General features: G+C 53.0%; 15 protein-coding genes. 10 read left to right on the plus strand and 5 right to left on the minus strand.

Going from position 1 to position 16946, the window contains the following annotated elements; all coding sequences use genetic code 11:
• From PHC90_11985 to PHC90_11995, 3 genes are all read left to right on the plus strand, one after another.
• Positions 1–204 (plus strand): hypothetical protein (locus PHC90_11985; GenBank protein ID MDD3847063.1); only part of this gene is annotated, 204 nt, incomplete at its 5' end.
• A 132-nt stretch (positions 205–336) separates the two neighbouring features.
• Positions 337–1671 (plus strand): hypothetical protein, encoded by a 1335-nt coding sequence (locus tag PHC90_11990; protein MDD3847064.1) that lies wholly within the window; start codon positions 337–339, stop codon positions 1669–1671.
• A 377-nt stretch (positions 1672–2048) separates the two neighbouring features.
• Positions 2049–2519, plus strand: a complete 471-nt coding sequence (locus PHC90_11995; protein MDD3847065.1) for a dual specificity protein phosphatase family protein — start codon at positions 2049–2051, stop codon at positions 2517–2519.
• 26 nt (positions 2520–2545) lie between these two features.
• Here the strand turns inward: PHC90_11995 and PHC90_12000 are convergent, their stop codons facing one another.
• Positions 2546–2974: a putative toxin-antitoxin system toxin component, PIN family gene (locus tag PHC90_12000; GenBank protein MDD3847066.1), complete on the minus strand. Its 429-nt coding sequence runs from the start codon at positions 2972–2974 to the stop codon at positions 2546–2548.
• Positions 2971–3252, minus strand: a complete 282-nt coding sequence (locus tag PHC90_12005; protein MDD3847067.1) for an AbrB/MazE/SpoVT family DNA-binding domain-containing protein — start codon at positions 3250–3252, stop codon at positions 2971–2973. The genes PHC90_12000 and PHC90_12005 overlap by 4 nt, the downstream gene beginning before the upstream one ends.
• 426 nt (positions 3253–3678) lie before the next feature.
• On the opposite strand from PHC90_12005, the gene PHC90_12010 reads away from it, so the two are divergent.
• The 5 genes from PHC90_12010 to PHC90_12030 all read left to right on the plus strand — a co-directional run bounded on the left by PHC90_12010 (position 3679) and on the right by PHC90_12030 (position 12726).
• Complete coding sequence (locus tag PHC90_12010) at positions 3679–4548, plus strand: hypothetical protein (GenBank protein ID MDD3847068.1); 870 nt, start codon at positions 3679–3681, stop codon at positions 4546–4548.
• Positions 4545–8846, plus strand: coding sequence for a hypothetical protein (locus PHC90_12015; GenBank protein MDD3847069.1), 4302 nt, complete (start codon positions 4545–4547; stop codon positions 8844–8846). The genes PHC90_12010 and PHC90_12015 overlap by 4 nt, the downstream gene beginning before the upstream one ends.
• A gap of 125 nt (positions 8847–8971) precedes the next feature.
• Positions 8972–11134: a PDZ domain-containing protein gene (locus PHC90_12020; GenBank protein ID MDD3847070.1), complete on the plus strand. Its 2163-nt coding sequence runs from the start codon at positions 8972–8974 to the stop codon at positions 11132–11134.
• 168 nt (positions 11135–11302) lie between these two features.
• Complete coding sequence (locus PHC90_12025) at positions 11303–12463, plus strand: AAA family ATPase (protein MDD3847071.1); 1161 nt, start codon at positions 11303–11305, stop codon at positions 12461–12463.
• A 92-nt stretch (positions 12464–12555) separates the two neighbouring features.
• A complete protein-coding gene (locus PHC90_12030; protein ID MDD3847072.1) occupies positions 12556–12726 on the plus strand; it encodes a hypothetical protein in 171 nt (56 codons plus the stop codon).
• 53 nt (positions 12727–12779) lie between these two features.
• Here PHC90_12030 and PHC90_12035 read toward each other — a convergent pair whose 3' ends face one another.
• The 3 genes from PHC90_12035 to PHC90_12045 all read right to left on the minus strand — a co-directional run bounded on the left by PHC90_12035 (position 12780) and on the right by PHC90_12045 (position 13947).
• Positions 12780–13061 carry an AbrB/MazE/SpoVT family DNA-binding domain-containing protein gene (locus tag PHC90_12035; GenBank protein MDD3847073.1) on the minus strand — a complete coding sequence of 94 codons (282 nt, stop codon included), beginning with the start codon at positions 13059–13061 and terminating at the stop codon, positions 12780–12782.
• A 296-nt stretch (positions 13062–13357) separates the two neighbouring features.
• On the minus strand, positions 13358–13657 hold the full coding sequence (locus PHC90_12040) for a HigA family addiction module antitoxin (GenBank protein MDD3847074.1): 300 nt from the start codon (positions 13655–13657) through the stop codon (positions 13358–13360).
• A gap of 11 nt (positions 13658–13668) precedes the next feature.
• Positions 13669–13947, minus strand: coding sequence for a type II toxin-antitoxin system RelE/ParE family toxin (locus PHC90_12045; GenBank protein ID MDD3847075.1), 279 nt, complete (start codon positions 13945–13947; stop codon positions 13669–13671).
• A gap of 265 nt (positions 13948–14212) precedes the next feature.
• Between PHC90_12045 and PHC90_12050 the strand changes: the two genes are divergently transcribed.
• Positions 14213–15982 carry a hypothetical protein gene (locus PHC90_12050; protein MDD3847076.1) on the plus strand — a complete coding sequence of 590 codons (1770 nt, stop codon included), beginning with the start codon at positions 14213–14215 and terminating at the stop codon, positions 15980–15982.
• A gap of 377 nt (positions 15983–16359) precedes the next feature.
• Positions 16360–16842, plus strand: coding sequence for a dual specificity protein phosphatase family protein (locus PHC90_12055; GenBank protein ID MDD3847077.1), 483 nt, complete (start codon positions 16360–16362; stop codon positions 16840–16842).
• The last annotated feature ends 104 nt before the right edge of the window (positions 16843–16946 follow it).

Consider the following 16946-nt stretch of genomic DNA (forward strand, 5'->3'; position numbering starts at 1 on the left):
GACTCAGGGACCTCGGCGAGGAGGTTTTCCATCTGTTTCTCGACCCTCGTCTTCTCCTCCTGGAGCGTGAGGATCCTCCCGGCCGTGTTCCTTATCCCCGATGAGTACGCTCCCCTTGCAACAGGGAGCGGAGGGGACGTTCTTAAGAAATTAAGAAACTATTCGGTGCTCTTGTCTTTGATTTCAAAGCGTTATGAACAATAACTTAATTTCTTAAGAACGTCCCCTCACCTCCGCAATTATTGGAGAGAATTCGAACGGTTTATTGTCTGTGATTCAACGGGAGATCATTTAGACAGACGCCCATACCGAACCTTTAGCTCGACAATTGAATCCTTGACGCATTTGGTGCGACAAACCTATCGGGATATTGAAGAGAATATTACCGGTCAACACCCCAATACCTACCGTCAGGTGCGGGCAGGCGCGGAAGTGGCGGTAATTGCTCTGCCAAAAGATATGGCATTACCTGGAGGAAGTTATCAGAAGTTACAGGGTATTCCTGTGATCAGGCAGATTATGTTGTATCCGCCGTTGTTGCTCAATCCCCCAATGAATAAGCGGACGGGTAAATTTGAACGGATTCCTCAAAACCCCCTGGAGCAGATTGAGGTGATGCCTCACGAGTGGCTTTGCTATCCTGCAAAGGTTGGTCCGCTCCTGATTCTTGTTTACGTGCATGAGAAATTCTATGAACTCGGCCTGTCATTGTGCAATTTATTTGAATTGGCTGATGACGAATTTCTGGATCGCCCGGTTGATGGGGTCTATCTTTTTGGGGTACCCGGAACGGTGCTTGACGCTCTTGCGTCCATGCCGACCGTATTCTATGACGATATAGAGCATGGCATGATCGCGGCAGCCTGTCCGAATAATGATCTCTTTGGATATTTCGGGTATCTCAAAAAAATGGTTTTGACACTCCATAACATTAAGATGATGAAACTTGGGAAAATGCCTTATCACGGCGCAATGGTCAGGATAATGACAAAAGGTGATCGCCTCTTTACGCTGTTGATCATAGGTGATACGGGAACAGGAAAATCCGAGACGCTCGAAGCGTTCAGGATCATCGGAGAAGACCAAATCGAGGAAATGACAATTATTGCCGACGATATGGGATCACTCGATATCGATCAAGAGGGGAAAGTGATTGGCTATGGTACGGAAATCGGTGCATTCGTTAGATTGGACGATTTGCAGCCAGGCTATGCGTTCGGGCAGCTTGATCGCTCAATTATTATGAACCCCAGCCAGGTGAATGCTCGAATTGTGTTGCCGGTGACCACTTATGAACAGGTGATAAAAGGTTATTCTGTTGATATGGTGCTGTACGCAAATAATTATGAGGAAATTGATGAAGAGCATCCGATTATCGAACGATTGGCAACTCCTGAGACAGCACTACACACATTCCGGGAAGGAACAGCAATGAGCAAGGGTACCACAACGTCCACAGGCCTGGTACATACCTATTTTGTTAACGTTTTCGGGGCTATTCAATATAGGGCCATCCACGAGGAGATTGCGAAACGGGTTTTTGAGGCCTTTTTTAATGAGGATATCTTTGTCGGGCAATTGCGGACGAGACTTGGAATTGTGGGGTGGGAACAAAAAGGTCCGGAAGAAGCGGCACGCGCATTACTGCGGATGGTCTCTCAGACAGAATAATCAGCATTGCTGTGAAGCGGGTTTCCATGAAATATCAGCGTCTTTATTATCCCGCCTAATCGCGAAAAACCTTGACGGAGCTTATGGTGTCGGGGAAAGGAGGGGACGTTAAGAAAGTAAGAAACTCCGGACCCCTCTGCACGTTCGTCCATATTTCTTATTGGTTACAACACATCCAGGCGGGTCCCGGTATATATGTTCTTTTTAGCATGAATCCTGCAACAACACGCCTCTTCACTCTGTGCCGAATGAGCTTTTCCCGACTCGCGACTTCGAGCATGGTCGAAGACCACGCTTGAGGGAGCTTGGGAGGGAAGCAACGTTTTCGGCGAAGGGATATTGCGGCTTCAAACTGATATAATGACCTGAAGGTGGATATGACCGAACTGCCTTTTGCCCTCAAAGGAAAGATATTCCGAAGCCCCATGCCTTTCGGGACGTATGATCCTCAGAGTGTGGTGTTTGACGAATACGTGAAGAACGACATCTCCGTTGTGGTTCCCCTTGTCAGTGTGGAAGAATGTAAGGAGAAGGCAAACAGGAACCTGCATCGGCTTTATGTGGAGATGGGATTTGATGTCGTAGCCTTGCCTATTGAGGATTATGCGGCGCCCAGAGTTGAGGCTTTGGCTGATGTTATTGCAAGGGTAATAGCGTGTGCCGAATCCGGCAGGAATGTCGTTGTCCACTGTTCCGCGGGGCAGGGCAGGACGGGGACGTTCATGGCCTGTATGGCGAGGAGGGTCTTCGGTATGACGGGGAAAGAGGCGATTGCATGGACGAGAAGGTACATTCCCGGCGCTGTCGAAACACCGGAGCAGGAAAAGTTGGTTCACGAATACGTGTGAAAACGGCAGGGACCCGTTTCACACCCTCACGCTTGATTTTCCATGTGTTTCAGAAATGTGTCGGGGTTTACGATTGGGATGTCTTTGTATCTTCTCAGGTCGGTAAGGTGATGGTCCCCTGATATGATGAAATCTGCGTGAGCCTCAATGGCGCAGGCGAGGATCTTGTTGTCATCCGGGTCGTCCTTCACGGCGTCCACCTCGATTACGCCTGGAGTGATCGTCACAAATCTTTTCAGGAGTTCGATGGAATGGCGGATCTGCCGTGCTGTGTCCCTGTGGATCCTCGTCAGTTTCGGGCTCAGGAGCGTTCTCTCAAGTTCAACAAGTATGTGCCCGGAAAGGAATATGTCTATAACCCCCATCCCGGCAAGTGATAGTATCTTTTCGGCCTTCGAATTGCGTGTCAAATAGGCACTGACTATAACGTTGGTGTCGAGGACAACCCTGATCATTTCTTCTTTGTCTTCGCCTGCCTTCTGACATCCCGGATCGCTTCCTCAATTGCCTTTTCTACAATTGCGGGATCGACATCCCCTATCTTCTCGTGCATTCTGCTGAGATTGGCGAAGAACTCGCTCTTTTCCTTTTCGACAAGGACCTTGTGCCTCATGATCACCGTTGATCCGGTAATCTCGAAATCGATGACATCGCCTTCGCTGACCTTCAGGACGTCCCTGACTTTCTTGGGAAGAGTCATCTGCCCTTTTCTCAGAACCCTCGCGAACGGCATGCAAGTTCTCCTTTCTGGAAAGTTGTACTTATGTACTGTCGTGCACATTGTAGATTATCCTCCTGAATTTGTCAATTGCTCCACAGAACAGGTTTCATGCCGGGAGCGGGCCTGGCAAAAGTATGGAAACAAACTGGTCCCATGAGGAGAACCCCTTTGCCCCCCCTTTTCTGCCCCGGTATCCTTCACCGCTGAACAGAAATCCTTCTTCGAGAATATTCGCAGCGCTTGACTGAACATACTGCTTAAAGCTATTGACGTGGATTCCTCCATGCAGGTATTATTTGATTCTTCGTCGAAACTAATTCTACCCGCTCGGGGTTCCTCTTCAAAATTTATTCTGGACAGATGTGGGGGCGACCGATGGATGAATCCTGATGATGGCGATTGCGAATCGTCGGTATTAAAAGAGTCGGAGGCACCGATATGATTATGCAAAGAATTTCGATATTCGGCCGAACGAAAATACCTTTCCTGCAAGGCGAGAGTATCGATAAGGCGTTTTCTCTGCGAGGGACTAATCCGCTCCATATAATGCTGATCGTCTTTCTTTTGATGACGACCGGTGTTCTCGTTCACGATGCCGCAGGGGATCAGATGCCGCAGGGGATCAGCAGGAGAGCGGGTCAAGGCGCTCCGGGCGGTGTTGAAATCCATGCCGCCAAAGGCGGCTTAGAAGATTATGCCTCTTATCTATACCGGTGTGCGGCCCAGGACTATGAAAAGTGGAGTCAGTCCGGGCTTCCCGTCTATTTCCACAATGCCCTTTTTCATGTCGACTCGGCCATAGCCATCAATACCGAACGGGGCGAGTACTGGTTTCTCCGGGGGATTCTCTATGCCGCCCTCAATTCCGACGCCCTGTCCATGGCAAAGGCAACGGAAAGCCTTATCCACGCCGTGGAGCTTAACCCCGATCATGGGCGGGCCCGGTTGTTGCTGGCCCGGGTCCTTCAGGAGCAGGGGAAATTCCTGCTCGCCGCGGAGCAGTACCGCCTTTTGATCGAAAAAGAACCTCAAAAGGCAACCGGTCTGGTGGTAGCGCCTCTAGCGCTCTGCTACGTGGCGGATCATCGGATAAAGGAGGGGATAACATATTTCAAGAACCTGTCCTTACAATATCCCCGGTCAGTGGCAATCGCCACCTCTCTGGCCGTGCTTCTGAAGAGCGACAACCAGACAGTCCTCGCCAAGAAGGAGCTGCAGCGGGTCATTTCACTCAAAACAGGTCCGGACGCCGAAAGGACATACGGGCGGGATCTGCTGAACGAATGGGATAAGGGAGGAAGTCAGTGAAACGGATCGCCGGTCTGCTGAAACGGTTCTTATTGGTCGGTCTTCTCATTGCCGCCACTTCCCCTCCCGCGTTCTGCTGGACCCTGGAATTGATGAAGGCGGCGGAGGCCGTGAGCGCGGGAACGGCTTCGAAGAAGCAGGAGGCACTGGTCTTCAAGCACAACGCCGAGATCAACCGCATGCGGATGAAAGATTTTTCAATCACGGAATTGGTCAATGGCCAGAAGGTGCGCCACTCGATGACCGATGAAGTCTATCAGAAATGCCAGCATTACTACTCCGAAAAGAATCTGGAGATCGCAAGGCAGGCGGCTGCCGAGAATGGAGCCAGGATGAATCCCCAGCGGCGGGAAAGGAACAGGCCTTTCGATGCCGGCACGGACTCCGACTATATCGTGCAGGCGGACTCTCCGGAACAGGTCAAAACCATTCAGGAGTCCTACAACCGGAAAGTGAATGCATTTCTCGAAGAGCATGGCGTCGACCCGGAAAAGATCGATTACGCCAGGAAGAACGATGTGGATTTCATGGCCGATCCCAGGGGGGTAAACGCGGCGGATTTCGAAAGAATCGCCGGGCTCAACAACGACGCCTACAAGCGGCGAGGCGCGGCGATGTATGAGGCCAAATCGCGGTCCGGAGAAACGCCGGGCTTTGACGAGATTATGGCGTACAAGGACGAGATGGATGATTTCATACAGAAAAAGACCCGCGAGATTGAGCCGATTTCACGGGAGCTCCGGGATCAGCGGAAACGGTATCCGGATGAGAAAAAAGAGCCGCTGGATGCCCAGCAGAAACGCCTCGATATGGAGGCGCGTCTTCAGCAGAAGCAGGCCCAGAAAAGCAAGTATCACGACCGGGCCCAGAACGCCACGTTGGAGTTGGCCAGACAGGCCGGTCTGGAGGATATTATCCGGCCGCAGCAATCCAGCCTTCCGGCGGAGGGCAAGACAAGGGCGTCCTCCGAAACCGTATCCCAGAAGCAGCAGCAGATCAAGTCGGCCACGGCAGAAGCCGCGTCGTCCCACCTCGCCTATCTCGACACCCTCAACGAAGTGCGCGTTTTGGGGGATATGGCCGGCAGGCACCCGGAAAATAGCGGAGCGTACCGGGACCGAATCCTGAAAAAGACCGAAGGGATGACCCCGAGCCAGAAGGGAGAGATCATTGCCCGGATGCGGGAAACCGGAGCGCCGGACAGACTGGTCAGAGAAATCACTGCGGAGATGAAGAGATCATCCGATACCGGTGGCAGGCAGAAACCGACAGCAGTCGAAACCCCTGCCAGGCTCCAAAAGATGGGAAGCATAGCGGCCTATTCAGGAGACCTGCTGAGCATCGCCGATCAACTGAAGAAGGCTGAGCAGGGTCAGCACCTGTTCTTCAATATTTCGGAGCGGGACAGTGAAGCGGTAAAGGTCACCAAAAAGGCGTTGGTGGCCGCCATCGAGCTGGCCCCCATTCCCGTCATCGACGCCCTGGAGCAGGGATGGACCGTTGATGAGGAAGAAAAACAATATATCCTGGAGCAGATACGCAAAGGCCAGACCGTCAACCCCGTGGCGAGCTTTCTGCGGGTGACGGGCAAGGTGACCTGGCGCGCCGTTGCATCCATGACGATCGACCCCCTGGTCCTGGGCAAGGATGCCGCGGTCGAGGGGGCGAAGGCAGGGGGTACCGTCTGGAAAAACTGGCGGGAAGATTCGATCCGCGAGGCTTCGGTTCACCTGCAGGGGCTGAAATTTGAGGGGATCACCGCCCGTGCCGGGGACATCGATCTCGACATAATCTTCGCACGTCGCGACACCTTCACGGGCAGACTTCTCTACGGGGAAACGGCCAAAGAAGGCGATCTGCTGACGTTCCAGATTGCCAGAGATAAAAAATGGACCGATCGTTATGAGGCCAAATGGGAGATCTCGGGGCCGAAGAAACAGAAGCTGGCCGAGACCTCGTCCATGCCGGCAAGCTTAGACCGGGCGAATCGCCTCACATACAGATGCGAAAATGTCACGGCCGGCGATCACACGGTCACCTTCCGGATGTTCGATGCCAAATCGAAATTGCAAATGGATTTCCGGACCTATGTCTTCCAGGTTGCCGAATCCGACCAGATTGCTCTCGGGCCGATCAGGGCCACCCTGAATTCATTTGAAGGCCCGGTACTGAAAGGGGCCGCCAGAATCGGAGACATTCTGGCCTTTCAATCTCAAAAGTCGGGCAAGTGGGGCAGGACCCATGAGGTGCAGTGGCTCGTAAACGGGGAGAACTACAAAACCGTAACGGGCGATGATCCCAAAGCGAACCTGCTGCGCTTCGATACCACCGGCATGGCGCCGGCTGCTTACACCATTGCCGTGCGCCTCGTAGATACATCGGGGAAGACCCGGAAGATCATCGCCCACCAGGGCGCCTCTTTTCGCCTGGTCACAAACGTCATCGCCATGGACCCCTTTCAGGTTCGCGCCTCCCTCAACGACTACGACGGGCCGCCGCTTCCCGCTTCGGTCCAGAACGGTGATGTCCTCGCCTTTCAGGCAGATTTGAAACACCCTGCGGGAAAACCGGAACCGGCGCAGCTCTTCTGGCAGGTATACGACGGGAGCGGGAAGCCGGTGCCGGGCCTCGGGAAGCAGGAGCAGGTGTATGAATCGGGGGCGATAAAGAACCACCGTTTTAAGATCAGGTTGGATAACCTGGCAGACGGGGAATACTCGGTCGGACTGACCCATGTATTCAATGCCGTCCCCGGCGTGAAGGTGAACGCCGTCTCACGATTCAGAATCGCTCAGGCTGTGAGGATCGACAGGGTCCTTGCAACGGACAGCCCTGACGATCAAAAACACAAGGCACTTTTCCCGCCCGATCGGGAGCCTCTGCTCTATGCCCACTACACGATCGGACGGGGCGTCAGCAAGGCAACCCTTACCCTGACGGCAAAAGATGCAAAGGGTCAAACGATTGAAATTGTTTCCATGGAACGGCCCCGTCCCGGCGAGACACCACCTTATCGGGCGGGTCTGGCTGTTCCGGCCGGAAAGATACCCGCCGGTGAAGAGATCATCTTTGAGGCATTGATCATCGCCAAAAACGGCCAGCGGCATATGGCCCGCACCACCTTTACAAGGGAAGCTCACCGCCTGATCCTGAATGTCCCGAAGAGCATGAAGAGCGGTGAGAACAGGACATTTTCCATTACCGTGCCCAAGGGCTTCAAAGGACCGTTCGTCGTGGATGCGCGCGCCTCCGGAAAAGGTCTCAGCGTAGGCCACACAGCCGGGTCGCTGCATGGAACCGTGGGCGGCATTGCTGTGGAATACGCGGAGTCGGGAAATCTGATCGTGAAAGTAACCGATGCCGGCGGCAATAGCGCTTCGGCGCAGGCCGCAATCCTCATCGAGCCGTCGGGAAAACAATATGCCGATGCGCAACCTGCGGTGCCGACACCCATAACGCCCGTTTCTCCGCCCCCGGTACGCACGCCATCTCCGATCCGTGCCTCTCCTTCGTACTCAGGGATCAAGAGTGGTCCTTCTCCCCAGCCGAAGCGGCCGGCACCGGCACCCGGAATCGACTACGCGGCCGTGGGCAGACAGCATTGGGAGTGGGTCGTCAACAACATCATGAACAGGACCATCCATTCCTGTCTCAGAAGCAGCGAACCGCGGCTTTACGACCAGTTTCGGCGACAACTCCTCGGCATGAAATCGGTGGATTATGCCGCCCTCGGTAGAATGAACGCCCGGCGTCTTGCCGACTTTTCTACCGAACAAGAACGGGTATTCGCACAGAGGGCTCTGTATGACGCCATAATGAGCCACGGCTTGAGAGGGGACTGCCCGACAAAGATGATCGACCACCTGACCCGTCAGGGGCTGATTTCTCATGCCCAGGCGACGGCCTATCGGGACAGGCAGAGAACTCAAAACCATTCCTCCCAGGCTTCCGCCGTTCGGGAGCTAGACCGGACCAGAACGGTTTACTGGGTCGTTTTGACTTCCGTATTCGATAAGCAGACAAAGAAAACAAGGGCCAGTGCCCGGATTGTTACCGGGAACAGGCCGCCGCCCACCGGTTTTTCGGCTCCCAATACTGCCGCGCCGGGCCACTATTTTTCTGTCACCAAGGCGTACGGTACCCTGGATCAGCGGAAAGCGCAGGAAATAGCGGGTGAGATAAACCGGGGGGGATACCGCGATGTTTTTCCCAGAACCAGATACAATGTGTCCGGCCATATCGGGAAAGGGTTGGAGGGCAGGCCGCTTGTAACCTATGACACCGGTGTACCTCGCTAAAGACAGGTCATCGAGTTCCACAAGGAGGTATCATGACGTTTATTTCGAATTCCCATGGATGTTTCAGAGCAATGATTTCAGGCTTATGGAAAACTGCATTCGTGAAACCGGAGCGCTTCCGGTGCTTGCCAATCGTTGCCGTGCTGGCGGTTGCCTGTTTCCTGTCGCCATTCCCCTTTGGGGGAGGAAAGGCCGTCTATGGGGAGACATCGTTCTTCGACCGGGTTTTCGCGGGGACGGATAAATCAGAGAAGGCGGCCGCTCGCGTGAAATATGAAGATTTCATGTCCTCCCCGAACATGAAAAAATATACGAGGATCAACCACACCTTCAGCAGGGACGGCAATTGGATGGTGGCGAAAATGGCGCGATCGCCCAAACCCGGAACAACCGTTGATGACTTCGAACTCTGGAGATTCGACGGAAAAGAGAACGGTTTTGTCAGACATCCCCTGGACCGCGATATTCGCGAATCGATGCGGGCGATGACCGTCTCCCCGGACGGCAATTGCATCGCCGTTTGCAATTGCCCCTGGGACGGGAAAGGGTTGATAGACACTTCAAAAGCGCGTGTATCCATCGTGCAGACAAGCGACGGAAAGATCATCCGGACGTTTCCCGTCTACATGTCCAGCACGGCCATGCAGATCATGCCGGACAACAAGACCCTGGTAGGGACAACCTATCGTCGCCGGGACGAGGGAGGCAGACAGGTCATGGATAGCGTAACGGAGGCATACTCCATCACAACGGGGAAAAAGATCCCCGTGCCCGCCATGCACGACAGCTGCCACGGGAAAGAGAGCGTCCTGCAGCAGTTGAAACTGTCCGATCGCTATCTGGGGGCGTGGTGCTCGAACGGAACGGCATGGCTCTTCGACGCGAAGAATTTTTCGCTGGTCCGCAACCTGGACAAGGCAGAAGGGCTGTATCTCAATCGCGACGGTTCGCTTGCGGCCGTATGGGGAGGGTTACGCGGACAATTCAAGATTCTCGATACGACCACCTGGAAGGAGATGAAAACACCTCCCGGATTCGCCGTGGGGGGCCTAGCCATTGCCTTCGGCCCGGACAACAGCATCCTGAAAGCCTGGAGCAATTGCCTGGAAGAATACGTGATTCTCAAAGGGAAAAAGCTTGTTCACGTTCAGGAAAAACGGTTTGCCAGCCAAAAAGCAGGACCCTCTGTGGTCTTCGTTCAGCAGGCCGGCGCCTGGTACGCCCTGGTTGACAAAAAGGTGTACACAATGAAGGCGGCCACCCCGGAAATGATTCGGGCAGCTGCAGCATTGGACGAGGGAAGAGAGCTTCTCGCCGCCGGGTTCCATTCGGCGGCAGTCCGGAAGATTGAGGAAGCCATAAACCTCTCTCCTCTGCAACAGGATTTACAGCACTCAAAGGCGTATGCCGATTTCTGGACGCGGGGTCTGCCCCTCAAGGACGTCGGCTCGTTGCTTCTCTTCCATAAAGACATCCTCCTGAAGGCAGAAAAAAGATCTTGGATCGGATTCGGCGTCGACAAAGGCGAGGGAGGAATCATTGTGACGTCCGTAAATCCCGAAGGGCCGGCAGCAAGATCGGGGCTCCGGAAAGGAGACATCATCAAGCTTTTCAACGTCAGACCCGCAGCTTCCGTGGACGACGTCTCTACCCGCGACATCCCTATCGGCAGTGAGGTCACCTATGTCGTCCAGCGTGAAGGCAGGCAGATCCGGCTTTCAGCCCGCACGATCGCCGGATTTGTTGACAATACAAACCTCGCGATAGCACTCCGGCGTCTGATGGAATACGGAATGCTGGCTGTCAATACGGGGCATCCTCAACTGGCGCTCGAGGTTGCGGAGGAGGTCATGAAGCTGAAGAAGCAATACCCGCTTGCAATGAAATGGAACACTGCCGCCAAGATCTCCCCGGCCCTGAAGGCGCTGGTCATGGCCGGCGCCGCGGCGGATGCCAAAACCTATGACTACCTCCTGGAGCAGGGGGGGCTAATGCCTGAGGGAAGCAATTTCGTGTCATTCTACATTACGGATTTCCCCGACTTGTGGGCGCCCCTGTATGCGGATCGGAAGAAACTGGCCTATATCCTGAAGCTGGATGAGGCCAAACTTCCGAAATCGCCGAAGACGAGGGGTTTCTCATCTCAGCCCTATCCCGATCTGGCGGGCAGGCTTTTAACCCCTGTTGCCGCGCCGAAGAGGCTGGACGCTGAAGCATCACCCGCTCCAACGGTGAAACAGCAGCAAGGGACGCCTTCGCGACCGTCCAACCCCCGGGTCCTTGATTGACTGGAAGGAGGACGATCAGATCTGAGGCCTCCGGGCGATAGGATCATATATGGCAACGGAGAGAATTCCCGCGGCTCGCCGTATATGAAGAAAAGCGATCATCAGGCCGCTTTTGCCGTCGGTAATCGTACTTGACGTTTATTCCGTATATATGCTAAGTATACTTACATGATAGAACGACCTTTCTGGATAAGCCGCATAGAGGAGGCATGGAAAGAGGCATCCATTGTCTGGCTGGCCGGTGTGAGACGAGCGGGGAAAACGACGCTTGTCCAGAGCCTTGGGGAAGACCGGATACTCTATGTAAACTGTGATCTGCCTGTGGCGTCCAGCATGACGGCCGACCCGGAGCTGTTTTTCCGGGACTGCGGCCGACCCGTAGTCGTCTTTGATGAGATCCACCGGCTTCCCGATCCGAGTATGGTGCTCAAGATAGGTGCCGATCTCTTTCCTGATCTGAAGATCATTGCCACAGGCTCGTCGACATTGGCCGCGAGCAGGAAATTCAAGGATACCCTGACGGGCAGGAAGCGTGTTGTTCGTCTTACACCTGTCTTGTGGGACGAGCTTCCGGCATTCAACGCACCTCTCTCCCGGCGGCTTTATCACGGGGGTTTGCCCCAAACCCTTCTGGCGGAATCGAAACCGATGTCGTTCTACCGCGAGTGGATGGATTCATTTTTTGCCCGTGATATCCAGCAGCTTTTTGCCTTCCGCGATCCCGGGAAATTCAACATGCTTTTTGAGTATCTCCTGAAGCAAAGCGGTGGGCAATTTGAGATCACAAGGACCGCGGGTGCGCTGGGGATAAGCCGTCCCACGGTGGCCGACCACCTGAGGGCTCTGGAAACGACCCAGGCCGTGACCATCGTTCGTCCTTTCCACGGAAGAGGACAGAAAGAGATAATCAAGATGCCCAAAGTCTATGGTTTTGACACGGGTTTTGTGGCTTTTGCAAGGGGTTGGGACCCGTTGCGTCAGGACGAACACGGCGTTCTGTGGGAGCATATTGTGCTTGAGTATCTCCAGGGCCACGTCTACGATGGGGATATATTGTACTGGCGGATGGCGGATGACCGGGAAGTGGATTTCGTGATTCCCCGCAGGAGAGATGAAGTGGATGCCATTGAATGCAAGTGGTCCCCGGACCAGTTCAATGCCGCCGGCCTCTCGTTGTTCCGGAACTGGTATCCAAAAGGAAAGAACTATATAATCTCTCCCATTTCCACCCCCGGCTACGCAAAGCGCGTCTCTGGCATGGAGGTCTATATCTGCAGCCCTGCGGGTTGGTGCGAGAAGTATCGTCATTCTGGCGGTTCGTCGAAATAGGGGTTTCGTTCGGGAAGGAGAAAGGTGTCATGCCGGGGGCGGGCGGTGAATGGTAAGCCTCCGGTTCGAATAGCCTATGTCGGAGGTTTCTCATGACTGAGTTACCCTTTGGCCTCAAAGGCAAGATCTTCCGCAGTGCGATGCCCTTCGGGACGTATGATCCTGAGGGCGTGGCGCTCGACGAATATATGAAGAATGCCATCTCCGTCGTCGTCCATTACACCTGGGGTCAGCGTTACGAATGCCCTCAACAACGCGATTGAATGCCGAACCTGCGTGGCCGCATCCTTAACGTTGGTGTCGAGAACAACCCTGATCACTTCTTCCTTGTCCTCGCCTGCTTTCTGACATCACGGATCACGTCTTCAATCGCCTTTTCTACAATTGCGGGATCGACGTCCCCTGTCTTCTCGTGCATTCTGCTGAGATTGGCGAGGAACTCGCTCTTTCCCTTTTCGACAAGGACCTTGTGCCTCATGATCACCGCTGACCCGGTAATCTCGAAATCGATGACATCGCCTTCGCTGACCTTCAGAACGTCCCTCACTTTCTTGGGAAGAGTCATCTGCCCTTTTCTCAGAACTCTCGCGAACGGCATGCAAGTTCTCCTTTCTGGAAAGTTGTACTTATGCACTGTCGTACACATTGCAGATTATCCGCCTGAATTTGTCAATTGCTCCAGATAAGAGAGGGAATGGTGGAGTTGGGCGGAGTTGGGGCTCAAGCGCTTTTTCTTGACAAGATCTGCCGAGGGCCATGGTATATCCCCATTATAGAGCCTCCGGGACCAAGGTAGTCCCCCGGTAGCAGGCTAAGCAATTTGTTATAAAGAGGTGGATAGAACCACGTCATCCCGCCGTTCCTTTGGCGTATGTCATGGACTCTTCGGGGTTTTCACTCATTCACCGCATTCGAGCTCTTGAACTGGACAACATCCTTTGGCTCTTTCTGCATCGCAAGCCAGAGATCCAGCTTCGTTTGCATCGCAAGCCAGCTCTGAGGTGACGTACTTGTGGCTTTTCCGATCCGTACCGCCATTTCCGGAGTTAATGCCGCTCTGCCGTTGACTATTTCAGACAGAGTCTTGCGCGAAATACCAAGACCCTTCGCGGCTTCGGTTATGGTAATCCCGAGCGGCTTCATTACGTCCTCCAGGAGGACGTTTCCGGGATGTGTTGGTTTTCTGGTAACCATGGTATCCCTCCTTAATGATAATCCCGATAGTCGATCAGGACAGCATCGTCTCCTTCGAATTGAAAGGTGACGCGCCAGTTTCCGTTCACCCAAACCGACCAGACACCGTCTTCCTGCCCGATCAGCTTGTGCAGTTTGTATGCGGGCAAGTTCATGTCAACCGGAGACATTGACGCATCAAGCCGGTCGAGGATCCTGGCCAGTTTGTCCGCATGACCGGGAATGATACCCTTCTTGTTGCCGGTTTCAAAGAACAGCTTCAATCCCTTATGCTTAAAGGATTTGATCATCAGGCCTATTGTAACGCCTAGGGTTACATACGTCAATAGGGAATTGGGAGGGGTGGGGGAGCTGGGGGGGAACTGGTGGTCAGATCCTTATTCTTGACATACCCTGCCTGTTTTCCCGTTTTTGCCGTGCTCAGGTCAGCCAGTCGAATCTTTCTCCCGTCGAGACCGGGATATTTTGGTTTGAAATCAAAAGGCAGTTAGGACATAATTAATTCTATTAAGGCCCTTCCACTATCCCGATTACAAATTAGGGGGACACAGCATTATGGAAAATCAAGGATCATTCAGATTTGTAAGCAAGAAAGTTATTATCTTCTTACGCGACAGGGCGTGCGAGACGTCAGAAGAACTGATATCAAGCGAATTGTTTCATGAGGTGGTCACACGCTTTGTCAATGACTTGAGGCGCAAGCAATCTCCTCTGCTGAAGATCTTCGGCAAACAAAGCCATGAAATCAAACATGCTGATGTTGAGAAGCTTATTCAAGTATTCCAGGTTCTTGGCAAAATGACGCTTGAGGCTGTTCCTAAATTGATAGAAGGAGGGGAACGGTTCATTGCCAATCCGTCGCTGTTGCAGGCTCTTGTGGAGAGCCTGTACAATTATTGGAGAGAATTCGAACGGTTTATTGTCTGTGATTCAACGGGAGATCATTTAGACAGACGCCCATACCGAACCTTTAGCTCGACAATTGAATCCTTGACGCATTTGGTGCGACAAACCTATCGGGATATTGAAGAGAATATTACCGGTCAACACCCCAATACCTACCGTCAGGTGCGGGCAGGCGCGGAAGTGGCGGTAATTGCTCTGCCAAAAGATATGGCATTACCTGGAGGAAGTTATCAGAAGTTACAGGGTATTCCTGTGATCAGGCAGATTATGTTGTATCCGCCGTTGTTGCTCAATCCCCCAATGAATAAGCGGACGGGTAAATTTGAACGGATTCCTCAAAACCCCCTGGAGCAGATTGAGGTGATGCCTCACGAGTGGCTTTGCTATCCTGCAAAGGTTGGTCCGCTCCTGATTCTTGTTTACGTGCATGAGAAATTCTATGAACTCGGCCTGTCATTGTGCAATTTATTTGAATTGGCTGATGACGAATTTCTGGATCGCCCGGTTGATGGGGTCTATCTTTTTGGGGTACCCGGAACGGTGCTTGACGCTCTTGCGTCCATGCCGACCGTATTCTATGACGATATAGAGCATGGCATGATCGCGGCAGCCTGTCCGAATAATGATCTCTTTGGATATTTCGGGTATCTCAAAAAAATGGTTTTGACACTCCATAACATTAAGATGATGAAACTTGGGAAAATGCCTTATCACGGCGCAATGGTCAGGATAATGACAAAAGGTGATCGCCTCTTTACGCTGTTGATCATAGGTGATACGGGAACAGGAAAATCCGAGACGCTCGAAGCGTTCAGGATCATCGGAGAAGACCAAATCGAGGAAATGACAATTATTGCCGACGATATGGGATCACTCGATATCGATCAAGAGGGGAAAGTGATTGGCTATGGTACGGAAATCGGTGCATTCGTTAGATTGGACGATTTGCAGCCAGGCTATGCGTTCGGGCAGCTTGATCGCTCAATTATTATGAACCCCAGCCAGGTGAATGCTCGAATTGTGTTGCCGGTGACCACTTATGAACAGGTGATAAAAGGTTATTCTGTTGATATGGTGCTGTACGCAAATAATTATGAGGAAATTGATGAAGAGCATCCGATTATCGAACGATTGGCAACTCCTGAGACAGCACTACACACATTCCGGGAAGGAACAGCAATGAGCAAGGGTACCACAACGTCCACAGGCCTGGTACATACCTATTTTGTTAACGTTTTCGGGGCTATTCAATATAGGGCCATCCACGAGGAGATTGCGAAACGGGTTTTTGAGGCCTTTTTTAATGAGGATATCTTTGTCGGGCAATTGCGGACGAGACTTGGAATTGTGGGGTGGGAACAAAAAGGTCCGGAAGAAGCGGCACGCGCATTACTGCGGATGGTCTCTCAGACAGAATAATCAGCATTGCTGTGAAGCGGGTTTCCATGAAATATCAGCGTCTTTATTATCCCGCCTAATCGCGAAAAACCTTGACGGAGCTTATGGTGTCGGGGAAAGGAGGGGACGTTAAGAAAGTAAGAAACTCCGGACCCCTCTGCACGTTCGTCCATATTTCTTATTGGTTACAACACATCCAGGCGGGTCCCGGTATATATGTTCTTTTTAGCATGAATCCTGCAACAACACGCCTCTTCACTCTGTGCCGAATGAGCTTTTCCCGACTCGCGACTTCGAGCATGGTCGAAGACCACGCTTGAGGGAGCTTGGGAGGGAAGCAACGTTTTCGGCGAAGGGATATTGCGGCTTCAAACTGATATAATGACCTGAAGGTGGATATGACCGAACTGCCTTTTGCCCTCAAAGGAAAGATATTCCGAAGCCCCATGCCTTTCGGGACGTATGATCCTCAGAGTGTGGTGTTTGACGAATACGTGAAGAACGACATCTCCGTTGTGGTTCCCCTTGTCAGTGTGGAAGAATGTAAGGAGAAGGCAAACAGGAACCTGCATCGGCTTTATGTGGAGATGGGATTTGATGTCGTAGCCTTGCCTATTGAGGATTATGCGGCGCCCAGAGTTGAGGCTTTGGCTGATGTTATTGCAAGGGTAATAGCGTGTGCCGAATCCGGCAGGAATGTCGTTGTCCACTGTTCCGCGGGGCAGGGCAGGACGGGGACGTTCATGGCCTGTATGGCGAGGAGGGTCTTCGGTATGACGGGGAAAGAGGCGATTGCATGGACGAGAAGGTACATTCCCGGCGCTGTCGAAACACCGTGGGGAGCGGAGGGGACGTTCTGGTTTAACCAAAGTCAACAATAAAGATTTCCTCATCTGTCAATAGGCCGTCGGTTCCCTCCTTGTTCCTGCCTTTCTTTGCTGCGTTAAGATCTGCGGGTTTCCCCCACTTCCTGTGTCTGCGACCC

The sequence above is a fragment of the Syntrophorhabdaceae bacterium genome, assembly GCA_028698615.1.
In the GTDB taxonomy this organism is placed as follows: Bacteria; Desulfobacterota; Syntrophorhabdia; order Syntrophorhabdales; family Syntrophorhabdaceae; genus Delta-02.